At 70.8% G+C, this 26999-nt stretch carries 1 protein-coding gene (cut by a window edge); it reads left to right on the forward strand.

Going from position 1 to position 26999, the window contains the following annotated elements; all coding sequences use genetic code 11:
- Positions 1-26999, forward strand: the 5' portion of a protein-coding gene (locus NR810_RS42320; RefSeq protein ID WP_257461048.1) for a non-ribosomal peptide synthase/polyketide synthase. Its footprint extends 1876 nt past the window's final position; only the first 26999 of its 28875 coding nucleotides appear in the window; the start codon lies at positions 1-3; its stop codon lies beyond the right edge, outside the window.

Raw genomic sequence — 26999 nt, forward strand, 5'->3', positions numbered from 1 at the left:
ATGAAGGATCCCCTGGCAGGCGCGGCAGCCTCCGAGCCCCATCTTCCCCCACCATCGACCATGCACCAGCCCCGCACCCTCATCGATCTCCTCGAAGAGCGAAGTGCCACCCGTTCCGAGCAGCGCCTCTACACCTTCCTGGAGGAAGGGGACGGAGAAGGAACTCCGCTGACGCGCGGTGAGCTGTACGCGCACGCGAGACGGATTGGCGCCGCCCTCCAGCAGCTGGCGCCCGCGGGCGAGCGCGCGGTGCTGCTCTATCCCCCGGGAGCCGAGTACCTCACCGGGTTCTTCGGATGCCTCTTCTCGGGACTGGTGGCGGTGCCCGCCTATCCTCCGGATCCCTCGCGGCTGGAGCGCACGCTGCCTCGGCTGAGGGCCATCATCCAGGACTCGGGAGCCACGGTGGTGCTCACCACCTCCTTCGTCCTGTCGATGGCGGAGCTGTTCTTCCAGGACGCGCCCGACCTGAAGGCGCTGCGCTGGGTGGCCACCGACACGCTCGAGCCGGGCGGCGAGGCCTCCTGGCGCAAGCCCCCGGTGAGCGCCGACTCGCTGGCCTTCCTCCAGTACACCTCCGGCTCCACCGGCACGCCCAAGGGCGTGATGCTCAGTCACGCCAACCTGCTGCACAACCTGGAGCTGATCCGCGGGGCCTTCCAGACGCGTGATGACAGCGTGGGCGTCATCTGGCTGCCGCCCTACCATGACATGGGGCTCATCGGCGGCATCCTGGTGCCGCTGTACCAGGGCTTCCACACCGCGCTGATGTCGCCGCTGTCGTTCCTCAAGCGCCCGCGCGCCTGGCTGGAGGCCATCAGCCGCTTCGGTGGCACCATCAGCGGCGGTCCCAACTTCGCCTTCGAGCTGTGCGTCCGCCGCATCTCCCCCGAGGAGCGGGAGGGGCTGGACCTGAGCAGCTGGGAGGTGGCGTTCTGCGGCGCCGAGCCGATCCGCTCCGAGACGCTCGACCGGTTCACCGAGGCGTTCGCGCCGCGAGGCTTCCGCCGCGAGGCGTTCTACCCCTGCTACGGGCTGGCCGAGGCCACCCTCATCGTCTCGGGCGGAGCGAAGTCCGAACCGCCCCACCCGCGCGCGGTGGACGCCGCCGCGCTGGAGCGTGGCCGGGCCGTGGAGCCCCAACCGCGAAGCGAGGCCCGGACGCTGGTGGGCTGTGGCGGGTCGCTGCGGGATCAACGCCTGCTCGTGGTGGATCCGGAGTCGCTCCGGGAGCTCCCGGCGGGTGAGGTCGGTGAGATCTGGGTGAGCGGCCCCAGCGTGGCCCAGGGCTACTGGCGGCTGGCGGAGGAGTCGGAGGCCATCTTCCGCGCGCGCACCGCCGCCGGGGAGGGACCGTTCCTCCGCACCGGGGACCTGGGCTTCCTCGAGGGGGGCGAGCTGTACGTGACCGGGCGGCGCAAGGACCTCATCATCCTGCGCGGCCGCAACCTCTATCCGCAGGACCTGGAGCACACGGTGGAGCGGAGCCACCCGGCGCTGCGGCCCGGGTGTGGTGCCGCCTTCAGTGTCGAGGCGGAGGGCGAGGAGCGGCTGGTGGTGGTGCAGGAGGTGGACCCGCGCAAGCTGGACGGCGCCGCGGAGGACGTCTCGGGCACCATCCTGCAGAGGCTGGCGGAGGGGCACGAGGTGCGGCCCCATGCGCTGGTGCTCATCGAGCCGGGCAGCCTGCCGAAGACCTCCAGCGGCAAGGTGCAGCGCCGCGCCTGCCGGGCCGCGTTCCTCGCGGGCGAGCTGCGCGTGGTCCATACATGGCGAGCCTCGGAGTCCGTAGCGCCGGCCGTGTCCGCTCCTGCCGCGCCCGCCCCCGCCCCCGTCGCCGCCTCCAGTGAGCTGGAGGCGCTGGTGCTGGCGCGGATCTCCGCCCGGCTGGGCGCTCGCGCGGGGTCATTGGCGCCGGACGTACCGCTCACCCGCCTGGGCCTGGACTCGTTGGCCGCGGTGGAGCTGGCGCACGGGCTGGAGAAGGACCTGGGCGTGGCGATTCCCATGGAGACGCTGCTGCGCGGGGCGAGCGCCTCGGAGCTGGCCCGGGAGATCTCCGCGCGGAAGGCGGCGGCCGGTACGCGCCCATCGATCCCCCGTGCTCCTCGTAACCGGTCCCTGCCGCTCTCCTTCGCGCAGCAACGGCTGTGGTTCCTCGACCGGCTGGAGCCGGGCAGCGCCTTCTACAACGTCCCCGTGGTCTCCCGATTGAGCGGGGCCGTGGATGTGCCCGCGCTGGAGCGGAGCCTTCAAACCCTGGTACGGCGGCACGAGACACTCCGGACGGTGTTCATCGAGGAGGGGAGCGAGCCGCACCAGCGCATCCTGGGCGAGCTGGACCTGTCGCTCGCCGTCGTGGATCTGAGCGGACTGCCGGAGGAGAAGCGTGAGCAGGAGGCCCACCGGCTCGCGCGCGAGGAGGCCGGACGCCCGTTCCAGCTCGACCGGGGACCGTTGATCCGGGCCACCCTGCTGCGCCTCGGCACCGAGCGGCACCTGCTGCTGCTGACGCTGCACCACATCATCGCGGATGGCTGGTCCATGCGCGTCCTGGTTCGCGAGGTGGAGGCGCTCTATGCGGCCTTCTCCACCGGACGCACGCCCACCCTCCCCGAGCTGCCCATCCAGTACGCCGACTACGCGGTCTGGCAGCACGAGTGGCTGCGCGGCGAGCGGCTCGAGGATCTGCTCGGCTGGTGGCGGAAGTACCTCGCCGGAGCACCTCCCATGCTGGAGCTGCCCGGGGACCGCGCCCGGCCCAAGGCGCAGACCTACCGGGGGGCACAGGTGGTACGGTGGCTCGAGCGGGAGGCCTGGGAGCGGGTGAAGGCGCTCGCGCGGCGCGAGGGCACCACCCCCTTCGTCGCGCTGCTGGCCGGCTTCCAGCTCCTGCTGCACCGCTACACCGGCCAGGAGGACATCGTGGTGGGCGTGGACTCCGCCCACCGCACCCGGCCCGAGACGGCGGGGCTCATCGGACTGTTCGTCAACCAGCTCGCCGTACGCGGCAAGTTGGCCGGAGCACCCACCTTCCGTGAGCTGCTCGCACAGCTCCACCAGTCGATGCTGGACGTCTGGGCGCACCAGGATCTGCCCTTCGACGAGCTGGTGCGCGCGCTCAACCCGGAGCGCACCCTGGCCCATGCGCCGATCTTCCAGGTGAATCTGGCGCTCCAGGATGCCGCATCCGAGACGCGGGGACCGACGGGTCTCTCCATGGAGAGCACCCTGGGAGACACCGGCGCCACCAAGCTCGACCTCAGCCTCTCCGTCACCGACACCCCCAACGGTGTGGAGCTGCTCTGCGAGTACGCCACCGACCTCTTCGACGCGGACACCGTCGCCCGCATGCTGGGGCACCTGGGCATCCTGCTGGAGGGGGCCGCCGCCGCGCCCGAGCGCCGCGTCACCGAGCTCTCCCTGCTCTCCGAGGCGGAGCGTCACCGTGTGCTGGTGGAGTGGAGCCGCACCGGGCCCGCCGTGCCGGATGACCTCGCGCACCGCATGTTCGAGGAGCAGGTGCGTCTCACCCCCGAGTCCACCGCCGTCTCCTTCGAAGGGCGCTCCCTCACCTATCGCGAGCTGGACGCACGCGCCAACCAGCTCGCCTGGCATCTCCGGTCACTCGGTGTCGGGCCGGAAGTGATGGTGGGCATCCACCTGGAGCGCACGCCGGAGCTGCTCGTGGCGTTGCTCGGCGTGCTCAAGTCCGGTGGCGCCTTCCTGCCACTCGATACCAACTACCCGCACGCCCGGTTGCAGTTGATGCTGCGCGAGGCCGAGGTGCCCGTGCTGATCAGCCGCGAGGAGCTGGCCGATCAGCTGGCCACGCCGCAGCAACTGCTGGTGCTCGTGGACACGGACCGCTCGCTGCTGGAGTCCCAGCCCGAAACGGCGCTCTCGCCAGCGCCGGCCGTCACTCCCTCGAGTCTGGCCTACGTCATCTTCACGTCCGGCTCCACCGGCACCCCCAAGGGCACCCTGCTGGAGCACCGGGGCCTGTGCAATACCGCCCGTGCCATGCAGGTGGCCCTGGACCCGCGTCCCGGCGACCGCGTCCTGCAGATGTCGGCCATCGGCTTCGATGCCTCCCTCAGCGATATCTTCTCCACGCTGCTCTCCGGCGCGGAGCTGATCTTCGCCCCGCCGGAGTCGCTGCTGCCCGGCCCACCGCTGCAGAAGATGCTCGCGGACAAGCGCATCACCCACATCACCGCCACCCCCACCTCGCTGGCTCCGCTGCAGCCGGAGGCATTGCCGGAGCTGGGGATGGTGGCCTCCTGCGGTGAGGCGTGCACACCGGAGCTGGCCAGGAGATGGAAGCCGGGCCGCCGCTTGCTCAATGCCTATGGCCCCACCGAGGTGTCCATCTGCGCGCTCATCGACCAGGACGTGGATCCCCGCCAGCCGTCGATCGGCCGGGTCCACCCGGGCAACCAGATGTACGTCCTGGACGCGCGGATGGAGCCCGTGCCCGTGGGCATTCCCGGCGAGCTGTACCTGGGAGGCGTGGGAGTGGGCCGCGGCTATCTGAACCGCCCCGCGCTCACCGCCGAGCGCTTCGTCCCCAACCCCTTCGACACCGTCCCGGGTGGGCGGCTGTACCGCACCGGGGACCTGGTGCGCCTGCTGCGGGATGGACGCGTGGAGTTCCTCGGGCGGCGCGATGCACAGGTGAAGGTGCGCGGCGTGCGCGTGGAGCTGGGCGAGGTGGAAGCGGCACTGGCCCTGCACCCTGGCGTGCGCCAGTCGGTGGTCGTCCTGAGCGAGAGCGCGGGCGAGAAGCGGCTGGTGGCGTACGTGGTGGCGGGCGAGGACGTGGAGCCGGCCGCCCTGCGGCGGTTCCTCAAGGAGCGGCTCCCCGACGCGATGGTGCCCTCCGCCTTCGTGCGGATGAGCGCGCTCCCGCTCGCCCCGAGCGGCAAGGTGGATCGCCAGGCGCTGCCCGCCCCCGAGTCGGTGAACCCCGCGCCGGCCGCCCCCGCCTCCGAGTCCCTCTCCGAGCTGGAACGGCGCATCGCCTCGGTCTGGGCCCGCGTGCTCCAGGTTCCGCGCGTGGGACAGCACGACCACTTCTTCGATGACCTGGGCGGTAGCTCGCTGCTGGTGGTCAAGGCGAGCACGCAGCTGCGCGAGGAGCTGGGCCAGGACGTGCCCGTCACCCATCTCTTCGAGCACCCCACCGTGCAAGCGCTGGCCACGCGGCTGGGGCGGGACCTTCCGGCGACCCGCGCCGAGCCCGCGCCGCGCCACAAGCCTTCCGAGGAGGACGGCTCCAACGACATCGCCATCATCGGCATGGCCGGGCGCTTCCCCGGCGCCCGCGACGTCCACGCCTTCTGGGAGAACCTGCGCCAGGGCGTGGAGTCCATCTCCCGCTTCGCTCCGGAGGAGCTGGAGACGTCGCCGCTGTTCTCCGATTCGCTGCGCGACCATCCGGACTTCGTCCCCGCGGGCGGGGTCCTCGAGGGCGCGGACGGGTTCGATGCCAGCTTCTTCGATGTGTCCCCGCGCGAGGCGAAGTGGATGGATCCGCAGCAGCGGCTCTTCCTCCAGTGCGCGTGGAACGCCCTGGAGGACGCCGGCTACGACCCGGAGCGCTTCCAGGGACCCATCTCGCTGCATGCCGGCGCGAGCAGCGCGAACGCGCACATGCTCTCGTTGCTCGGCCAGACGCGCAAGGACCCGGCCTCGATGTTCGAGGCCCTGGCAACCACCGGTGGCGAGAACGTGGCCACCAAGACGGCCTACAAGCTCGGGCTCTCCGGTGAGTGCATCAACGTCTACACCGCCTGCTCCACCGGCCTGGTGGCCATCCACCTCGCGTGCCAGAGCCTGCGCACCCGTCAGTCCGACATGGCGCTGGGCGGCGCGGTGAGGATCTCCCTGCCCCAGCGCACCGGGTACGTCTTCCAGGAGGGGATGATCCTCTCTCCCGACGGGCACTGCCGCGCGTTCGACGCGAGCGCCCGGGGCACCGTCCTGGGCAACGGCCTGGGCGTGGTGGTGCTCAAGCGGCTCGCGGACGCCCTGCGCGATGGGGACCACGTCTACGCGGTCATCAAGGGCTCGGCCCTCAACAACGACGCGGCCACCAAGATCAGCTACACCGCTCCCAGCGTCCAGGGACAGAGCGAGGTGATCGCCCGGGCCCTGGCCTCGGCCGGCGTGGACCCCTCCACCATCGGCTACGTGGAGGCCCACGGCACCGGCACCCCGCTGGGAGATCCGATAGAGATCGCGGCGCTCACCCGCGCCTACCGCGCCCACACCGATCGCACGGGCTACTGCGCGATCGGCTCGCTGAAGACCAACATCGGGCACCTGGACACCGCCGCCGGCGTCGCCGGTCTCATCAAGGCCACGCTCGCGCTGCATCATGGCGAGCTGCCTCCCAGCCTCCACTTCGAGCGACCCAACCCGGAGATCGACTTCGTGCGCAGCCCCTTCTTCGTGAACACCACCCTGCGCCCCTGGGAGCCCGGTGAGGGCCCGAGGAGGGCCGCGGTCAGCTCGTTCGGCATTGGTGGCACCAACGCCCATATGGTGTTGGAGGAGGCCCCCCGCCAGGACGGCGGAAAGGGCGGCCATCGCAACCGGCAGCTCTTCACGCTGTCCGCCCGGAGTGCCTCCGCGCTGGAGACGATGACCCGCGAGCTGGCCGACTTCGTGGAGGCCCACCCGACGGTGGACCTGGCGAACGTGGCCTTCACCCTCGCCATGGGCCGCAAGGCCTTCGAGTACCGTCGTGCGCTGGTCGCCGGGGATGCCGAGGAGCTCGTGCGCGCGCTGCGCAAGCCGGGCGCTCCGTCCGAGGTGCGCGACCTCGCCACCGCCCGGTCCCGCCGGGTGGCCTTCCTCTTCCCCGGTCAGGGCGCTCAGTCCGTCCGGATGGCCCAGGAGCTGTACGCGTCCGAGCCGCTCTTCCGGCGTGAGCTGGACGCGTGCCTGGAGCTGCTGCCGAAGGCGGGGCTGAAGGAGGACTTGCGCCCGGTGCTCTTCCCCGAGCCCGGCGCCGAGGCCCACGCGGAGGCGTGTCTCGCCCAGCCGCGCTTCGCGCTGCCCGCGCTGCTGTCCGTGGAGTACGCGCTCGCGCGGATGTGGATGGGCTTCGGCTTCAAGCCGTCCGCGCTGCTCGGCCACAGCTTCGGCGAGTACGCGGCGGCGTGCCTGTCCGGCGTGCTCTCCCTGGAGGACGCGCTGCGGCTGGCCGTCCTTCGCGGGGAGCTCATGTCCCGGCTCCCGCCCGGCGGCATGCTCTCGGTGGGGCTCTCCGCCGAAGAGGTGACGCAGCTGCTCTCCGGTGGCCTGGAGATCGCCGCCCTCAACGGCCCGGATCGCTGCACGGTGTCCGGACCCGCCGAGGCGGTGGAGTCGCTGGAGCGCACGCTGTCGGCGTGTCGCGTGGGCGTGATGCGCCTCGCCTCGTCGTACGCGTTCCACTCGAGCGCGGTGGAGCCGGTGATGGCCGAGCTGGAACGGGCCGTGGCCGGACTCACGCTGAACGCGCCCTCCATTCCCTACGTGTCCAGCCTCACCGGCACGTGGATCCGCCCCGAGGAGGCGGCCTCCCCGCGCTACTGGGCCCGGCAGATGCGGGAGCCGGTGCGCTTCGCCGCTGGACTGGATGCGCTGGTGGAAGCCGGCTGCGGCTGGTTCATCGAAGCCGGCCCGGACCAGGGCCTCACCGCGCTCGCCCGGTCGCGCGTGCGTACCGAGCGCGAGACGGTGGCGGTGCCCTCGCTCCGCCGGAGCGGCACTTCCTCCTCCGATGCCCAGACCCTGCTGGAGTCGCTGGGCGCGCTCTGGCGCGCTGGCGCGGCCGTGGACTGGAAGGGCTTCCACGCCCACGAGCACCGCCGCCGCATCCCGCTGCCGGGCTATCCCTTCGAGGAGAAGCGCATCACCCTGGAGGAGCGGCCCGTGCTCCCCCTGCCGGAACCGGCCGCCACCGCGGCCCCCGCGCCCGTTGCCGCCGTGCCGCCGCCCCAGGCTCCCGTGGCTCCCGTGACGCCCGTGGCTCCTGTAACGCCCGTGGCCCCTGTGACGCCCCCGGCTCCCGTCCAGCGTGCGCCCCTGGGTGACATCCAGCAGCGCCTGACGGAGCTGTGGCGCGAGAGGCTGGGCCTGGAGGAGATCGGCCCGGACGACAACTTCCTCGACCTGGGTGGCAACTCGCTGATGGCGGCGCAGCTGCTCACCCGGCTGCGCGAGACGTTCCGGACGCAGATTCCCCTCAACGACCTGTTCGAGGCGCCCACCATCTCCGGCCTGGCCGCGCGCATCGAGGCCCGGCTCCGGGCGGAGCAGCCGGCCGGCGAGGCTCCGGCGACGGCGATGGTCCCCGTTCCCCGGACCGGTGAGCTGCCCCTGTCCTACGTGCAGGCCCGCCTCTGGAAAATGGAGCAGCGGCAGCCGGGCAGCTCCATCTTCAACGAGCCTCTCGCGATCCGGATCTCCGGCGAGCTGCGGTACGCCGTCCTGGAGCGCAGCTTCAACGAGGTCATCCGCCGGCACGAGTCGCTGCGTACCGTCTTCCAGCAGGTGGACGGCAAGGTCGTGCCGCGCATCCTCCCGGAGATGCGCGCCTCCCTGCCCGTGGTGGACCTGCGCGACTTCGCCGGGGACCGCGAGGCCGAGGCGATGCGGCTGGCCCGCCTCGCGCCCGCCGAGCCGTTCGTGCTCGCTCAGGGTCCCCTGGTCCGGGTGCAGCTGGTCCGGATGGCCGAGGCCGAGCACGTGCTGTTCGTCACCATCCACCACATCGTGGCGGACACCCTCACCCTGGTGAACTTCATCCGGGAATCGGTGGCCATCTACACGGGCTTCATCCACCAGCGGCCCGTGCCCCTGCCGGAGCTGCCCATCCAGTACATCGACTTCGCCGTCTGGCAGCGCCGCGCCCTGTCCGATGGCACGCTCGCCGCGCAGCAGGCGTACTGGCGCAAGCAGCTCGCGCGGCGGCCCGGTCCCCTCCCCCTCCCGATGGACCGCCCGCGAGTCGCCGGCACGCGCCGGCGTGGCGCGCGGTACACGTTCGCCCTCCCCCAGGCGCTCAGCACCGCCCTGAATGCCTTCAGCAACCGCGAGGGCCTCACGCCGTTCATGACGCTGCTCGCCGGCTTCAAGGCACTCCTGGCCCGCTGCACGGGTCAGGAGGACATCCTCATGGGCACCTCCATCGGCAACCGGACCCGCCCCGAGCTGGAGCCGCAGATCGGCTACGTGGCGCACGCCCTGGGCCTGCGCACCTCCCTGGCGGGAGATCCGAGCTTCCGCGCGCTCGCGCTCCGCGTCCGTGACACCACGCTCGCCGCCTTCGCGAATCCGGACGTGCCCTACGAGCAGCTCCTGGAGGAGCTCGAGCCCGGTGAGGAAGCAGCGCTGTCCCGCCTGTTCGACGTCATCTTCCTGCTGCACGCCCAGGGCGTGTCCGCGCCCATCCTGGAGTTCCCGGGCCTGCGGCTGAGCTACTTCGAGGTCACCGAGCTGCCCGCGCAGTACGGCACCGCGCTCGCGGACATCACGGTGCTCATGCGCGAGGACGCGCAAGGCTTCTCCGGCACGCTGGAGTACGCCGTCGATCTGTTCGACGCCTCCACCATCACCCGGCTCCTCTCGCAGCTGGAGGCGTTGCTCTCCGATGCGATGGCCTCGCCGGACAAGCCCCTGTCCCAGCTGTCCCTGGAGGGAGCCCCGGAGCGGACCGAGCGGCCGGCGGCCGGAGCCTCCGCGGCCGCGTCCCTCGCGGCCCTGCTGTCCGCCCAGGCGGAGCGCACCCCGGATGAGGTGGCGCTCCGCCGGGGAGACCAACGCCTGACCTGGCGGGCCCTGCGCGCACACGCGCTCGCGCTCGCGTCCGCGCTGCGTGCTCGCGGCGTGGGCCCTGGCGTCCCCGTGGCCGTGTGTCTGGAGCCCTCGCCCGAGCGTGCGGTGGCCCTGTGGGGTGTGCTGGCTTCCGGTGGGGCCTATGCGCTCGTCTCCTGGGAGCAGCGCGAGGAGCTGTCCTCGCTCGGACTGGAAGGGGCCACCCCCCTCTTCATCACCGCCGCGGGTTCTCCGCTCCCTCCGGGACTGGACGAGTCCCGGGTCATCCGCCTCGCGCTCTCCGGCGAGCTCCCGGCCGTGGCCCTCACGCCCGCGGTGGATGCGGACGGCCTCGCCTGCCTGGCGCGGGAGACGGACGACGGTGACCGTCCACGCGTGATGTGGAACCACCGCAACCTGCTCCACCGCTTCGCCGCGATGGATGCGCGTCTCGACGTCCGCGCGGGCGAGACCTGGCTGAGCATCTCGGACGCGTCCGCCGACCCCGCGGGCGTGGAGCTGCTCTGGGCGCTCGCACGCGGGCTCCAGGTGGTGTTCCCGGCGCGGCCCTCCGCACGGCTCGTGGCGCTCCGCCCCGAGCAGACCGGGACGCGGCCCCTGGACTTCAGCCTCTTCTACTTCGCCAACGACTCGGAGTCCTCCGGGCGGAAGAAGTACCAGCTCCTCATCGAGGGAGCGAAGTTCGCCGACACGCACGGCTTCACCGCGGTGTGGACCCCGGAGCGGCACTTCCATGCCTTCGGTGGCCCCTACCCCAGCCCCATCGCCACCAGCTCGGCGCTGGCCATGGTCACCGAGCGGGTCTCCCTGCGCGCCGGCAGCGTGGTGCTCCCGCTGCATGATCCCATCCGCGTGGCCGAGGAGTGGTCCGTCGTCGACAACCTCTCCGATGGCCGTGTCGGCGTGTCCTTCGCCACGGGCTGGAACGTCAACGACTTCCTCTTCGCGCCACGCAACTTCACGCAGCGGACCGAGGCCCTCCGGCGCGGAGTGGAGGAGATGCGCACGCTCTGGAGTGGTGGCACCGTGCGCCGCACCAACGGCACCGGGGCCGAGGTGGAGATCGCCATCCGTCCCCGGCCGGTGCAGACGGAGCTGCCCATCTGGATCACCGCCGCCTTCAATCCGGAGACCTTCCGGCTGGCGGGAGAGCTGGGCACGGGCCTGCTCACCAACGTGCTGGGACTGGGACAGGACTTCGAGGAGCTGCCCCGGAAGATCGCCATCTACCGCGAGGCGCGGCGCAAGGCGGGGCACGGCGGCCGGGGCCACGTGGTGCTGATGCTGCACACCTTCGTGGCGAGCACCCAGGAGGAAGTGAAGCGGCAGGCGCGCGAGCCGCTCATCCGCTACTTCCGCAGCTCGGTGGAGCTGGTCCAGGCACTGGTGACGAGCCAGGGCACGAGCTTCGACATGAGCAGCCTCACGCCCCAGGACCGGCAGATCCTGCTGGAGATGGGCGTCTCCCGGTACCTGGAGGCGGGCGGAATGCTCGGCACGCCGGAGACGCTCATGGCCCGGGTGGAGCAGCTGCGCCGGGCGGACGTGGACGAGGTGGCGTGCCTCATCGACTTCGGCTTGGGCCATGAGGCCGCGATGGAGGGCCTGCGGCACCTGGACGTGCTGCGCCGCCGGAGCCAGGAGGGTGTGGCCCACGCGCCAGCCACTCCGGTGCTCGTGGAGGCCGATGGCACCCAGGCCCTGGTGGAGTCGCTGCGCGCCAGCCCCCCGGCGCACCTGCGCTGCACCATCGCGCTCGCCCAGACGCTCGCGAGGATGCCGGACGCCGCCAAGGTGCTCGGCCCCGTGCGCACGCTGGTGCTGGACGAGGCCGATGGGCTCCCGGCCGACCTGGCCGAGACGCTGAAGAAGGTGGCCTCCGCGCGAGTGGTGGCTCCCGTGTCCCTGTTGCCCGGCGCGAGGGAGAACGCGCCCCGGGGCTCGCTGTTCGTGTTGGATGCGGCGGGACGCCGCACCCCGGTGGGCGTGGTGGGTGAGCTGTTCCTGGGCGGTGACGCGGTGCCGCTGGGCTTCTGGAAGGCGCCCGAGGTGACCCGGGCCCGGCTCCGCCCCTCGCCCGAGGGGACCGGCGTCAGCCTGTATGGAACCGGTACGCCCGCCCGCTACCGCGCGAACGGAGAGGTGGAGATCCTTACGCCCACGACCCGGCGCCGCCCGACCCCGTCGGAGCCACCACCGAGCACCTCCGCCCCGGTCCGCACCGAAGCCCCGGAGAGCCAGGGCGGTGTCATCGCGCGCGTGCCCCGGACGGGCCTGTTGCCCCTCTCGTACGCGCAGCAGCGGCTGTGGTTCCTGGACCAGTACCAGCCGGGCAGCCCGCTCTACAACATGCCGGCCGCGATGCGGCTGGAGGGCACGCTCGACGCGGACGCCCTCGGGCGGGCCTTCGCCGAGCTGATGCGCCGCCATGAGACCCTGCACACGACCTTCCAGACCCATGAAGGCTCCCCGGTGCAGGTCATCGCCCCCAGCGTGGACTGGAAGCTGGAGGTGGAGGACCTCGGGCACCTGCCGGAGTCGGAGCGGGAAGCCGAGGGGATGCGTCTGGCGCGCGAGGAGGCGAGCCGGCCCTTCGATCTGTCCCGGGGGCCCCTGCTGCGCCCGCGGGTGCTGAGGCTGTCGGACCGGGTGCACCTGCTGCTGGTGACGATGCACCACATCGTCTCGGACTCCTGGTCCGTCGCAGTGCTGACCCGCGAGGTCGTCACGCTCTACGCGGCGTTCGCGGCTGGAAAGCCGTCACCGCTGCCCGAGCTGCCCATCCAGTACGTGGATTACGCGGTGTGGCAGCGCGAGTGGCTGCAAGGGCAGGTCCTGACGAAGCAGGTGGAGTATTGGAGGAAGCAGCTCGACGGGGCCCCGCCCGTGCTGGAGCTGCCCACGGACAAGCCGCGCACTGCGGACACGAGCAACCCCGGCGCCTCGCTGAGGTTGGAGATGCCGCCGGCGCTGATACAGGGGCTGAGGGCGCTGTGCCGGCGTGAGAAGGGCACGTTGTTCATGGGCCTGCTGGCCGGCCTGCAGGCGCTGCTGGCTCGCTACACGGGGCAGGATGACATCTGCGTGGGAGCGCCCATCGCCGGGCGCAATCAGCCGCAGACCGAGGCGCTCCTCGGCTTCTTCGTCAACACGCTGGTGCTTCGCACCCGGCTGGAGGGGGATCCGAGCTTCCTGTCGGTACTGAGGCAGGCACGGGAGGTGACGCTGGGAGCGTACGCGAACCAGGACGTGCCCTTCGAGAAGCTGGTGGAGGTGTTGCAACCGCCCAGGCAGCCGGAGCACACGCCCTTCTTCCAGGTGGCGCTGGTCCTGATCAACACGCCCACGGCGGAGCTGACCGCGCCCGGGCTCACCTTCCGGCCATTGGAGGTGGACAGCGGCACCGCGAAGTTCGACTTCACGGTGTTCTTCATCGAGACGCCTCGTGGCCTGAGCACCACGTTCGAGTACCGGAGTGACTTGTTCGAGGCCGCCACGGCCGAGCGGATGATGAAGCACCTGCTCCTGCTGCTGGAGGACGCGGTAGCCCATCCCGAGCGGCGTCTGTCCGAGCTGTCCCTCCTGTCCGAGGCCGAACGGCGCCAGTTGCTGGTGGAGTGGAACGCCACCACGGCGGCTCCCTCTCGCCCCGTCTGCGTGCACACGCTCGTCGAGGCCCAGGCCGCCCGCACTCCCCATGCGGTGGCGGCGGTCTTCGAGGACCAGCGCCTCACCTATGCGCAGTTGGAGCGCCGGGCCAACCAGCTCGCCCACGCCCTGCATGCGCAAGGCGTGCGCCCTGGTGACAGGGTGGGCCTGTGCCTGGAGCGCTCGCTGGACATGGTGGTGGCCGTGCTGGCCGTCCTCAAGGCCGGCGCCGCCTACCTCCCGCTCGACCCGGGCTACCCCTCCGAGCGCCTGGCCTTCATGCTCCAGGACGCCGAGGCGTCCCTCGTGCTCACGCACTCGCGCCTGGCCTCCCTGCTGCCCGTGGACACGCGGACCCGGGTGGTGAGCGTGGACACCGAGGCGGAGACGATCTCCCGCCAGCCCGTCCATGCTCCGGCACTCACGCTGTCGCCCGAGTCCACCTGCTACCTCATCTACACCTCCGGCAGCACGGGCAAGCCCAAGGGCGTCGCGCTGCCTCACCGCGCCCTCTCCAACCTGCTCGAGTGGCAGCTGAGCCGGTCCGTCAAACCCGCGGCCACCACCCTGCAGTTCGCCTCCCTGAGCTTCGACGTCTCCTTCCAGGAGCTCTTCTCCACCTGGTGCGCTGGCGGCACCCTCGTGGTGCCCTCTTCCGAGGTGCGCCAGGACATGCCCGCCCTCCTCGGGTACATGGCCCGCCACGGCGTCGAGCGGCTCTTCCTGCCCTTCGTCGCCCTCCAGGCCCTGGCCGACGCCGTGGCTCACGGCGCTCCTCTCCCCGAGCGCCTGCGCGAGGTGGTCACCGCCGGTGAGCAACTCCAGGTCACCCCCACCCTCGTCTCCCTCTTCGAGCGGCTCCCCGGGTGCGTGCTGGAGAATCAGTACGGCCCCTCCGAAACCCACGTGGTGAGTGCCTACCGGTTGCAGGGCCCTCCCTCCACCTGGCCCCGCCTGCCTCCCATCGGCACGCCCCTGCCCCACAACCAGCTCTACGTGCTCGATGCCCAGGGCCAGCCCTGCGCCATTGGCGTACAGGGCGAGCTGTTCATCGGTGGCGCGCAGCTGGCACTCGGCTACCACGCCCGTCCTCAGCTCACGTCCGAGAAGTTCCTGCCCGACCCCTTCCGCCCGGGAGGCCAGCTTTACCGCACGGGTGACCGCGCTCGCTGGCGGGCTGACGGCACTGTCGAGTACCTCGGCCGCCTGGATGGACAGGTAAAGGTGCGTGGCTTCCGCATCGAACAGGGTGAGGTGGAAGCCGCCCTGCGTGAGGCCCCAGGAGTCCGCGACGCGGCAGCGGTGGTGCGTGAGGACTCTCCGGGTGACAAGCGGCTGGTGGGCTACGTGGTGCTCCAGCCCAACACCGCCTGGGAGCCGGAGGCCCTGCGTCAGGTGCTGGCTCGCCGCCTGCCCGAGTACATGGTGCCCTCCGCCCTGGTGCGTCTGGAGGCCCTGCCTCTGACACCTAGCGGCAAGCTGGCTCGCCGCCTGCTGCCCGTGCCGGACGCGGACAGCTTGCGTGGCTCGGCTCCCTTCATCGATCCTCGTAATGCCCTGGAGCAGACGCTGGCGGAGACCTTCGCCAGCGTATTGGGCCTGTCGCGCCTGAGCGTCACCGACAACTTCTTCTCCCTGGGCGGCCACTCCCTGCTGGCCACACAGGTGGCCTCCCGCCTGCGCTCCGGCCTGGGCGTGGAGTTGCCCCTGCGTGAGCTGTTCGAGTACCCCACCGTGGAAGAGCTCGCCCTCCGCATCCAGGCGCGCATGGCTGGCGATGAGCACAGGACTCACGCGCCAGTGCTCATCCCGCGCACGGAGCTGACGGAGGCGGAGCTGTCCTTCGCTCAGCAGCGGCTGTGGTTCCTGGATCAGTACCAACCGGATAGCGCGCTCTACAACATGCCAGCCGCCCTGCGGCTGAAGGGCACGCTCGATGTGGCCGCCCTGGAGCGCGCCTTCACCGAGCTGGTCCGCCGTCACCAGGTGCTCCGCACCACCTTCCAGGTCCGTGAGAACAAGCCGCTCCAGGTCATCTCACCCGTCTCGCCCTGGACGATGGAGGTGGTGGACCTGGCGCACCTGCCAGAGTCTCAGCGGGAAGAGGAAGCCATGCGCCTGGCGCACGAAGAGGCGCGCCAGCCGTTCGACCTCGCTCACGGGCCGCTCCTGCGCGCCCGGCTGCTGCGCCTGGGAGAGCGCGAGTACCTGCTGCCCATCACCCTGCACCACATCATCTCGGACGGCTGGTCCATCGCCTTGCTGATCCGCGACATGGTGGCGCTGTACGAGTCCTCCGTCACCGGCAGGCCGTCGCCGCTGCCCGAGCTGCCCATCCAGTACGTGGACTACTCGGTGTGGCAGCGCGAGTGGCTCCAGGGCGAGGTGCTGGAGCAGCAAATCGGCTACTGGCGGAAGCAGCTCGAGGACGCACCGCCCGCGCTGGAGCTGCCCACGGACAGGCCGCGCACCGCGGATACGAGCAACCCCGGCGCACTGATGCAGGTGGAGCTGCCACCGGCGCTGATTCAACGGCTCAGAGCACTGTGCCAGCGCGAAGGCACCACGCTGTTCATGGGCCTGCTGGCGGGATTGCAGACGCTGCTGGCCCGCTACTCGGGACAGGATGACATCAGCGTGGGAGCGCCCATCGCCGGCCGCACCCAGGCGCAGACGGAAGGGCTCGTTGGCTTCTTCGTCAACACGCTGGTGATGCGCACGCGGCTGGAGGGCAACCCCACCTTCCGTGAGCTGCTCGCCCGGGTGAAGGAAGTGACGCTGGGCGCCTACGCGCACCAGGACGTGCCCTTCGAGAGGCTCGTGGAGGTGTTGCAACCGCCCAGGCAGCCGGAGCGCACGCCCTTCTTCCAGGTGGCATTGGTCCTGCTCAACACGCCCACGGCGGAGCTGTCCGTCCCCGGACTCGACCTCCGGCTGTTGGAGGTGGACAGCGGCACCGCGAAGTTCGACTTCACACTGCTCGTCACCGAGACGCCTCGTGGCCTGAGCACCACGCTCGAGTACCGGAGTGACTTGTTCGAGGCCGCCACGGCCGAGCGGATGATGAAGCACCTGCGCCTGCTGCTGGAGGACGCGGTGGCCCATCCCGAGCGGCGTCTGTCCGAGCTGTCCCTCCTGTCCGAGGCCGAGCGACGCCAGTTGCTGGTGGAGTGGAACGCCACCACGGCGAGCCCCTCTCATCCCGCCTGCGTGCACACGCTCGTCGAGACCCAGGCCGCCCGCACTCCGAATGCAGTGGCGGTGGTCTTCGAGGAGCAGCGCCTCACCTATGCGCAGTTGGAGCGCCGGGCCAACCAGCTCGCCCACGCCCTGCACGCCCAGGGCGTGCGTCCCGGTGACAGGGTGGGCCTGTGCCTGGAGCGCTCGCTGGACATGGTGGTGGCCGTGCTGGCCGTCCTCAAGGCCGGCGCCGCCTACCTCCCGCTCGACCCGGGCTACCCCTCCGAGCGCCTGGCCTTCATGCTCCAGGACGCCGAGGCGTCCCTGGTGCTCACGCACTCGCGCCTGGTCTCCTCGCTCCCCGCGAAGACCCGAATGGTGAGCGTGGACACTGAAGCGGAGTCTCTCTCCCGCCAGCCCGTCCATGCTCCGGCACTCGCGCTGTCGCCCGAGTCCACCTGCTACCTCATCTACACCTCTGGCAGCACGGGCAAGCCCAAGGGCGTGGCGCTGCCTCACCGCGCTCTCTCCAATCTCTTGCAGTGGCAGCTGAGCCAGTCCGTCAAACCCGCGGCCACCACCCTGCAGTTCGCCTCCCTGAGCTTCGACGTCTCCTTCCAGGAGCTCTTCTCCACCTGGTGCGCTGGCGGCACCCTCGTGGTGCCCTCCTCCGAGGTGCGCCAGGACGTGCCCGCCCTCCTCGGGTACATGGCCCGCCATGGCGTCGAGCGGCTCTTCCTGCCCTTCGTCGCCCTCCAGGCCCTGGCCGACGCCGTGGCTCACGGCGCCCCTCTCCCCGAGCGTCTGCGCGAGGTGGTCACCGCCGGTGAGCAGCTCCAGGTCACCCCCGCCCTCGTCTCCCTCTTCGAGCGGCTGCCCGGGTGCGTTCTGGAGAACCAGTACGGCCCCTCCGAAACCCACGTGGTGAGTGCCTACCGGCTGCAGGGCCCTCCCTCCACCTGGCCCCGCCTGCCTCCCATCGGCACGCCTCTGCCCCACACCCAGCTCTACGTGCTGGATGCGAATGGCCAGCCGTGTGCCATTGGCGTGCAGGGCGAGCTGTTCATTGGCGGCGTGCAGCTGGCGCTCGGCTACCACGCACGCCCGCAGCTCACGTCCGAGAAGTTCCTGCCCGACCCCTTCCGCCAGGGTGGCCGTGTGTACCGCACGGGCGACCGCGCCCGCTGGCGGGCCGACGGCAACCTGGAATACCTCGGCCGCCTGGATGGACAGGTGAAGGTGCGTGGCTTCCGCATCGAGCAGGGTGAGGTGGAAGCCGCCCTGCGCGAGGCTCCAGGTGTCCGCGACGCGGCCGCCGTGGTGCGTGAGGACGCTCCGGGTGACAAGCGGCTGGTGGGCTACGTGGTGCTCCAGCCCGACGCCGCCTGGCAGCCGGAGGCCCTGCGTCAGGTGCTGGCTCGCCGCCTGCCCGAATACATGGTGCCCTCGGCCCTGGTGCGCCTGGAGGCCCTGCCTCTGACACCTAGCGGCAAGCTGGCTCGCCGCCTGCTGCCCGTGCCGGACGCGGACAGCTTGCGTGGCTCGGCTCCCTTCATCGCTCCTCGCAACTCCTTGGAGCAGACGTTGGCGGACGCCTTCGCCAGTGTGCTGGGACTGCCGCGCCTGAGCGTCACCGACAACTTCTTCACCCTGGGCGGCCACTCCCTGCTGGCCACTCAGGTGGTCTCCCGCCTGCGCTCCGGCATGGGCGTGGAGTTGTCTCTGCGTGAGCTGTTCGAGTGCCCCACGGTTGAAGCGCTCGCCCTCCGCATCCAGGCGCGCATGAATGGCGATGAGCACAAGACTCGCGCGCCAGTGCTCATCCCGCGCACGGAGCTGAGCGAGGCGGAGCTGTCCTTCGCACAGCAACGGCTGTGGTTCCTGGATCAGTACCAACCGGATAGCGCCCTCTACAACATGCCAGCCGCCCTGCGGCTGAAGGGCACGCTCGATGTGGCCGCCCTGGAGCGCACCTTCACCGAGCTGGTCCGCCGTCACCAGGTGCTCCGCACCACCTTCCAGGTCCGTGAGGACAAGCCGCTCCAGGTCATCCCACCCGCCTCGCCCTGGACTCTGAAGATCGTGGACCTGGCGCACCTGCCGGAGTTCCAACGGGAAGAGGAGGCCATGCGTCTGGCGCAAGAGGATGCGCGCCAGCCGTTCGACCTCGCCCACGGACCGATGCTGCGCACACAACTGCTGCGTCTGTCGGCTCGAGAGCACCTGTTGCTCGTGACGATGCACCACATCGCCTCGGACGGCTGGTCCCTCTCCGTGCTGATCCGCGAGGTCGTCACGCTCTACGAGGCATTCGCGGCCGGAAAGCCGTCACCTCTGCCAGAGCTGCCCATCCAATACGTGGATTACGCGGTGTGGCAGCGCGAGTGGCTCCAGGGCGAGGTGCTGGAGCAGCAGCTCGGCTACTGGCGGAAGCAGCTCGAGGACGCACCGCCCGCGCTGGAGCTGCCTACGGACAGGCCGCGCACCGCGGATACGAACAACCCCGGCGCTTCGCTGCGGGTCGAGCTGCCGCTGGAGCTGATGCAGCGGCTTGGCGCGCTGTGCCAGCGCGAAGGCGCCACGCTGTTCATGGGCCTGCTGGCGGGTTTGCAGACACTGCTGGCCCGCTACTCGGGACAGGATGACATCAGCGTGGGAGCGCCCATCGCTGGCCGCACCCAGGCGCAGATGGAGGGGCTCATCGGCTTCTTCGTCAACACGCTGGTGATGCGCACGCGGATGGAAGGCAACCCCACCTTCCGCGAGCTGCTCGGCCGGGTGAAGGAAGTGACGCTGGGGGCGTACGCGCACCAGGACGTGCCCTTCGAGAGGCTCGTGGAGGTGCTGCAGCCGCCCAGGCAGCCGGAGCGCACGCCCTTCTTCCAGGTGGCGCTGGGGCTGCTCAACACGCCCACGGCGGAGCTGTCCGTCCCCGGGCTGAGCATCGAGCCCCTGTCGCTGGATATCGGTACCTCCCGGTTCGACTTCACGCTGACCTTGAGCCAGACGGCTCGGGGTCTGAGTGGCGCGCTGGAGTACCGGAGCGACCTGTTCGAGGCAGCCACGGCCGAGCGGATGATGGAACACCTGCGCCTGCTGCTGGAGGACGCGGTGGCTCATCCCGAGCGGCGCCTGTCCGAGCTGTCCCTCATGTCCGAGGAGGAGCGGAACCGGGTCCTGGTGGAGTGGAACGCCACCACGGCGGGCCCCTCTCGTCCCGTCTGCGTGCACACGCTCGTCGAGGCCCAGGCCGCCCGCACTCCGAATGCGGTGGCGGTGGTCTTCGAGGCTCAGCGCCTCACCTACGCGCAGTTGGAGCGTCGGGCCAACCAGCTCGCCCATGCCCTCCACGCCCAGGGCGTACGCCCCGGTGACAGGGTGGGCCTGTGCCTGGAGCGCTCGCTGGACATGGTGGTGGCCGTGCTGGCCGTCCTCAAGGCCGGTGCCGCCTACCTGCCACTCGACCCGGGCTACCCCTACGAGCGCCTGGCCTTCATGCTCCAGGACGCCGAGGCGCCCCTGGTGCTCACGCACTCACGACTGGCCTCCCTGCTGCCCGTGGACACGCGGACCCGGGTGGTGAGCGTGGACACCGAGGCGGAGACGCTCTCCCGCCAGCCCGTCCATGCTCCGGCACTCGCGCTGTCGCCCGAGTCCACCTGCTACCTCATCTACACCTCCGGCAGCACGGGCAGGCCCAAGGGCGTCGTGATGCATCACCGCGCCCTCTCCAATCTCTTGGAGTGGCAGCTGCGTCAGTCCGTCCACCCCGCGGCGACCACCCTGCAGTTCGCCTCCCTGAGCTTCGACGTCTCCTTCCAGGAGCTCTTCTCCACCTGGTGCGCTGGCGGCACCCTCGTGGTGCCCTCCTCCGAGGTGCGCCAGGACATGCCCGCCCTCCTGGAGTACATGGCCCGCCACGGCGTCGAGCGGCTCTTCCTGCCCTTCGTCGCCCTCCAGTCCATGGCTGACGCGGTGGCTCACGGCGCCCGCCTCCCCGAGCGCCTGCGCGAGGTGATCACCGCCGGTGAGCAACTCCAGGTCACCCCCGCCCTCGTCTCCCTCTTCGAGCGGCTGCCCGGGTGCGTTCTGGAGAATCAGTACGGCCCCTCCGAGACGCACGCGACGAGCGCCTACCGGCTGCAGGGCCCGCCCTCCACCTGGCCCCGCCTCCCCCCCATCGGCAAGCCCCTGTCCCATACCCAGCTCTACGTGCTGGATGCGAATGGCCAGCCGTGTGCCATCGGCGTGCAGGGCGAGCTGTTCATCGGTGGCGTGCAGCTGGCGCTCGGTTACCACGCACGCCCGCAACTCACGTCCGAGAAGTTCCTGCCCGACCCCTTCCGCCCGGGAGGCCGGCTGTACCGCACGGGCGACCGCGCCCGCTGGCGGGCCGACGGTACCCTCGAGTACCTGGGCCGTCTGGATGGACAGGTGAAGGTGCGTGGCTTCCGCATCGAGCAGGGTGAGGTGGAAGCCGCCCTGCGCGAGGCCCCGGGTGTCCGCGACGCGGCCGCCGTGGTGCGCGAGGACTCTCCGGGTGACAAGCGGCTGGTGGGCTACGTGGTGCTCCAGCCCAACACCGCCTGGGAGCCCGAGGCCCTGCGTCAGGTGCTGGCTCGCCGCCTGCCCGAGTACATGGTGCCTTCGGCCCTGGTACGCTTGGAGGCGCTGCCACTCACCCCCAGCGGCAAGCTGGCCCGTCGCCTGCTGCCCGTGCCGGACGCGGACAGCCTGCGGGGCTCGGCTCCCTTCATCGCTCCTCGCAACGCCTTGGAGCAGACGTTGGCGGACGCCTTCGCCAGCGTGCTGGGACTGCCGCGCCTGAGTGTCACCGACAACTTCTTCTCCCTGGGCGGCCACTCCCTGCTGGCCACTCAGGTCGTCTCCCGCCTGCGATCCAGCCTCGGCGTGGAGTTGCCCCTGCGCGAGCTGTTCGAGTACCCCACCGTGGAAGCGCTCGCCCTCCGCATCCAGGCGCGTGTCCCCACACAGACCCGCCGGGTATCCGCACCGGTGATTGCCCCTCGCGCGATCGAAGCGGAGCTGTCCTTCGCTCAGCAGCGGCTGTGGTTCCTGGACCAGTACCAACCGGGTAGCCCGCTCTACAACATGCCAGCCGCCCTGCGGCTGAAGGGTGTGCTCGATGTGGCTGCCCTGGAGCACGCCTTCACCGAGCTGGTCCGCCGTCACCAGGCGCTCCGCACCACCTTCCGGGTCCGCGAGGACGACAGGCCGCTCCAGGTCATCGCCCCCGCCTCCTCCTGGGCGCTGGAGGTGGTGGACCTGGCTCACCTGCCAGAGTCTCGGCGGCAAGAGGAGGCCATGCGTCTGGCGCAAGAGGATGCGCGCCGGCCGTTCGACCTCGCTCACGGGCCGCTGCTGCGCACGCAACTGCTGCGTCTGTCGGCCCGGGAGCACCTGCTGCTGGTGACGATGCACCACATCGTCTCGGATGGCTGGTCCCTCTCCGTGCTGATCCGCGAGGTCGTCACGCTCTACGAGGCATTCGCGGCCGGAAAGCCGTCACCGCTGCCCGAGCTCCCCATCCAGTACGTGGATTACGCGGTGTGGCAGCGCGAGTGGCTCCAGGGTGAGGTGCTGGAGCAACAGCTCGGCTACTGGCGGAAGCAGCTCGACGGGGTCCCGCACGCGCTGGAGTTGCCCACGGACAGGCCGCGCACCGCGGACACGAAAAACCCCGGCGCCTCGCTGCGGGTCGAGCTGCCGCTGGAGCTGACCCAGCGGCTTGGAGCGCTGTGCCAGCAAGAAGGCGGCACGCTGTTCATGGGCCTGCTGGCGGGTTTGCAGACGCTGCTGGCCCGCTACTCGGGACAGGATGACATCAGCGTGGGAGCACCCATCGCCGGGCGCACCCAGGCGCAGACGGAGGGGCTCATCGGCTTCTTCGTCAACACGCTGGTGATGCGCACGCGGCTGGAGGGCAACCCCACCTTCCGCGAGCTGCTCGGCCGGGTGAAGGAGGTGACGCTGGGCGCCTACGCGCACCAGGACGTGCCCTTCGAGAAGCTCGTGGAGGTGTTGCAGCCGCCGAGACAACCGGAGCGCACGCCGTTCTTCCAGGTGGCGCTGGGGCTGTTCAACACCCCCATGCCGGAGCTGACCATCCCCGGGCTGAGTGTCGAGCCCCTGCCGCTGGATATCGGTACCTCCCGGTTCGACTTCACGCTGATCTTGAACCAGACGGCTCGGGGACTGAGTGGCGCACTGGAGTACCGGACTGACTTGTTCGAGGCCGCCACGGCCGAGCGGATGGTGGAGCACCTGCGCCTGCTGCTGGAGGATGCGGTGGCCCATCCCGAGCGGCGCCTGTCCGAGCTGTCCTTCCTGTCCGAGGCGGAGCGGAACCGGGTGCTGGTGGAGTGGAACGCCACCACGGCGGGCCCCTCTCACCCCGTCTGCGTGCACACGCTCGTCGAGGCCCAGGCCGCCCGCACTCCCCATGCGGTGGCGGTGGTCTTCGAGGACCAGCGCCTCACATACGCGCAGTTGGAGCACCGGGCCAACCAGCTCGCCCATGCCCTGCACGCTCGCGGCGTGCGCCCCGGCGACAAGGTAGGCCTGTGCCTGGAGCGCTCGCTGGACATGGTGGTGGCCGTGCTGGCCGTCCTCAAGGCCGGTGCCGCCTACCTCCCGCTCGACCCGGGCTACCCCTCCGAGCGCCTCGCGTTCATGCTCGAGGACACCGCCGCTCCCGTGCTCCTCACCCAGGAACACCTGCGCGGCAACCTGCCCTCCTTCCCGGGCCACCTCGTGGTCCTCGATGCCGGCTGGGAGGCCCTCTCCCAGGCCCCGTCACTGCCCCTGTCCTCCGGCGTGACCGCGGAGCACCCCGTCTACGTCATCTACACCTCCGGCAGCACGGGCAAGCCCAAGGGGGTCGTGATGCCGCACCGCGCGCTCTCCAACCTGCTCGACTGGCAGATGCGCCAGTCCGTCCACCCCGCGGCGACCACCCTGCAGTTCGCCTCCCTGAGCTTCGACGTCTCCTTCCAGGAGCTCTTCTCCACCTGGTGCGCTGGCGGCACCCTCGTGGTGCCCTCTTCCGAGGTGCGCCAGGACATGCCCGCCCTCCTCGGGTACATGGCCCGCCATGGCGTCGAGCGGCTCTTCCTGCCCTTCGTCGCCCTCCAGGTCCTGGCCGACGCGGTGGCTCACGGCGCCCGCCTCCCCGAGCGCCTGCGCGAGGTGATCACCGCCGGTGAGCAGCTCCAGGTCACCCCCGCTCTCGTCTCCCTCTTCGAGCGGCTGCCCGGGTGCGTTCTGGAGAATCAGTACGGCCCCTCCGAGACGCACGCGGCGAGCGCCTACCGGTTGCAGGGACCTCCCTCCTCCTGGCCCCGTCTGCCTCCCATCGGCAGGCCCCTGTCCCATGCCCAGCTCTATGTGCTGGATGCGCACGGTCAGCCGTGTGCCATCGGCGTGCAGGGCGAGCTGTTCATCGGTGGCGCGCAACTGGCGCTCGGCTACCACGCGCGCCCGCAACTCACGTCCGAGAAGTTCCTGCCCGACCCCTTCCGCCCGGGAGGCCGGCTGTACCGCACGGGCGACCGCGCCCGCTGGCGGACCGACGGTACCCTCGAGTACCTGGGCCGTCTGGACGGACAGGTGAAGGTGCGTGGCTTCCGCATCGAGCAGGGTGAGGTGGAAGCCGCCCTGCGTGAGGCCCCAGGTGTCCGCGACGCGGCCGCCGTGGTGCGTGAGGACACCCCGGGCAACAAGCGGCTGGTGGGTTACGTGGTGCTCCAGCCCAACACCGCCTGGGAGCCCGAGGCCCTGCGTCAGGTGCTGGCTCGCCGTCTGCCCGAATACATGGTGCCCTCCGCCCTGGTGCGCCTGGAGGCACTGCCGCTCACCCCCAGCGGCAAGCTGGCCCGCCACCTGCTGCCCGTACCGGACGCGGACAGCCTGCGGTCGGCTCCCTTCATCGCTCCTCGCACGGACACCGAGCAGCGGCTCGCCGCGATCTGGCGTGAGCTGCTCGGAGTGGAGCAGGTGGGCGCACGGGACGACTTCTTCGAGCTGGGAGGCCACTCGCTGCTGGCCACGCGGCTGCTATCTCGCATCCGCGGCACCCTCCAGGTGGAGCTGCCCCTGCAGGCGCTCTTCGAGGCCCGGACCCTGGCGGAGCAGGCCGTGCGCGTGGAGGCACTCGCCGGCAAGCACTGGCGGGTCCAGATTCCGCCGTTGCGGCCCATGCCGCGCCAGGAACGGATGCCCCTGTCCTTCGCGCAGCAGCGGCTGTGGTTCCTGGAGCAGCTCGAGCCAGGTCTTCCCACCTTCAACCTCCCCTTCTGCCTGCGGCTCGAGGGGGCGCTGGATCCGCGTGCGATGGAGCACACCTTCCGGGAGGTGCTGCGCCGGCACGAGTCGCTCCGGACCGTCATCCAGGAGGGGCCGGAGGGTCCCGCGCAGGTGGTGCTCCCCTCGGCGGAGCAGGTGCTGGCCCGGGTGGACCTGAGGGAGCTGCCGCCCGAGCTGCGTGAGCGGGAGGCGCGGCGGCTGGCGGAGGAGGAGGCACGGAAGCCCTTCTCCCTGTCGAAGGGCCCGCTCCTGCGCGCCACGCTGCTGTGGCTCCAGGACGAGGTGCACCTGCTGCTGCTGACGCTGCACCACATCGCCTCGGACGGCTGGTCCCTGGGAGTGTTGGTGCGCGAGGTGGTGGAGCTGTACGCGGCGTACCATGAGGGCCGGCCCGCGCGGCTGCCCGCGCTGCCCGTGCAGTACGCGGACTACGCGGCGTGGCAGAGACAGTGGCTGCGGGACGAGGCGCTGGAGGCCCAGTTGGGCTACTGGCGCCAGCAGCTGGAGGGGGCACCCACGGTGATGGAGCTGCCCACGGACCGGCCGAGGCCCGCGGTGCGCACCTACCGGAGTGGCTCGTTCCTGTCGACGTTGAGCGCGGAGCTGACGCGGAAGCTGGAGGCGCTGGCCCTGCGCGAGCGGGCCACGCTCTTCATGGTGCTGATGACGGGATTCCAATCCCTGGTGCACCGCTACAGCGGACAGACGGACGTGGTGGTGGGCACGGACGTGGCCAACCGCAACCACCTGGAGACGGAGCCGCTCATCGGCTTCTTCGTCAACCAGCTCGTCCTGCGGCTGAGGATGGAGGGGAACCCCACCTTCAGAGAACTGTTGGAGCAGGCGAAGCGGGTGTCGACGGAGGCGAGCTCGCACCAGGACGTGCCCTTCGAGGAGGTGGTGCGAGCGCTCAACCCGGCGCGCAGCACGGCGCACGCTCCGCTCTTCCAGGTGAAGCTGGTGCTGCAGAACATGCCGTTGTCGTCGCCCGTGCTGCCCGGGTTGAAGCTGAGCCACGAGGAGTCGGTCGACGCCCCCTCCAAGCTGGACCTGACGGTGCTGGTGAACCCGACGCCCGAGGGACTGCTGTGCTCGTGGATGTACAGCGCGGACCTCTTCGATGCCTCCACGGTGGAGCGCATGGCGCGGCACTTCCAGCGGTTGCTGGAAGGCGTGGTGGCGCAGGAGGGGCGGCAGCGGCTGTCCGAGCTGCCCCTGCTGACGGAGGAGGAGCGGCGACGGGTACTGGTGGAGTGGAATGACACCGCGGCGCCGTACGCGCGGCGGTGCATCCACGAGCTCATCTCCGAGCAGGCGGCGAGGGTGCCGGACGCGGTGGCGGTGGTCGCCGGGGACGAGCAGCTCACCTACGGGGAGTTGGAGCGGCGGGCCAACCAGCTGGCGCACTGGCTGAAGGTGCTGGGGGTGGGGCCGGAGATGCGGGTGGGCCTGTTCGTGGAGCGGCGGGCGCACGCGCTGGTGGGCCTGCTGGGCATCCTCAAGGCGGGCGGAGCCTACGTGCCGGTGGATCCTTCCTTCGCGCGCTTCCCGGAGCGGGTGCGGCACGTGTTCGATGACGCGCGTGTGCAGGTCATCGTCACCGAGGAGAAGCTGGCGGACGAGCTGCCCTCACGGGGTGGGTTCCTGGTGTGTCTGGACGCCGGGGACGGGCTGATCGAGTCCCAGCCGGAGGAGGCGCCCGGGAGCGAGGTGTCGCCGGGCAACGCGGCGTACATCATCTACACGTCGGGGAGCACGGGACAACCGAAGGGGGTGTGCATCGAGCACCAGCAGCTGGCCTGCTACGTGGCGGGTGTCAGCCAGCGGCTGGAGCTGCCCCAGGGGATGAGCTTCGCGTCGGTGTCGACGCTGGCGGCGGACCTGGGGCACACGGCCCTCTTCCCCACGCTGTGCGCGGGGGGGACGGTGCACCTGGTGGAGAAGGAGACGGCCTCGGACGCGGGGCGGATGGCGGCCTACGGACGGAAGCACCGGGTGGAGGGACTGAAGGTCGT

Source organism: Archangium lipolyticum, from assembly GCF_024623785.1.
Lineage (GTDB): Bacteria > Myxococcota > Myxococcia > Myxococcales > Myxococcaceae > Archangium > Archangium lipolyticum.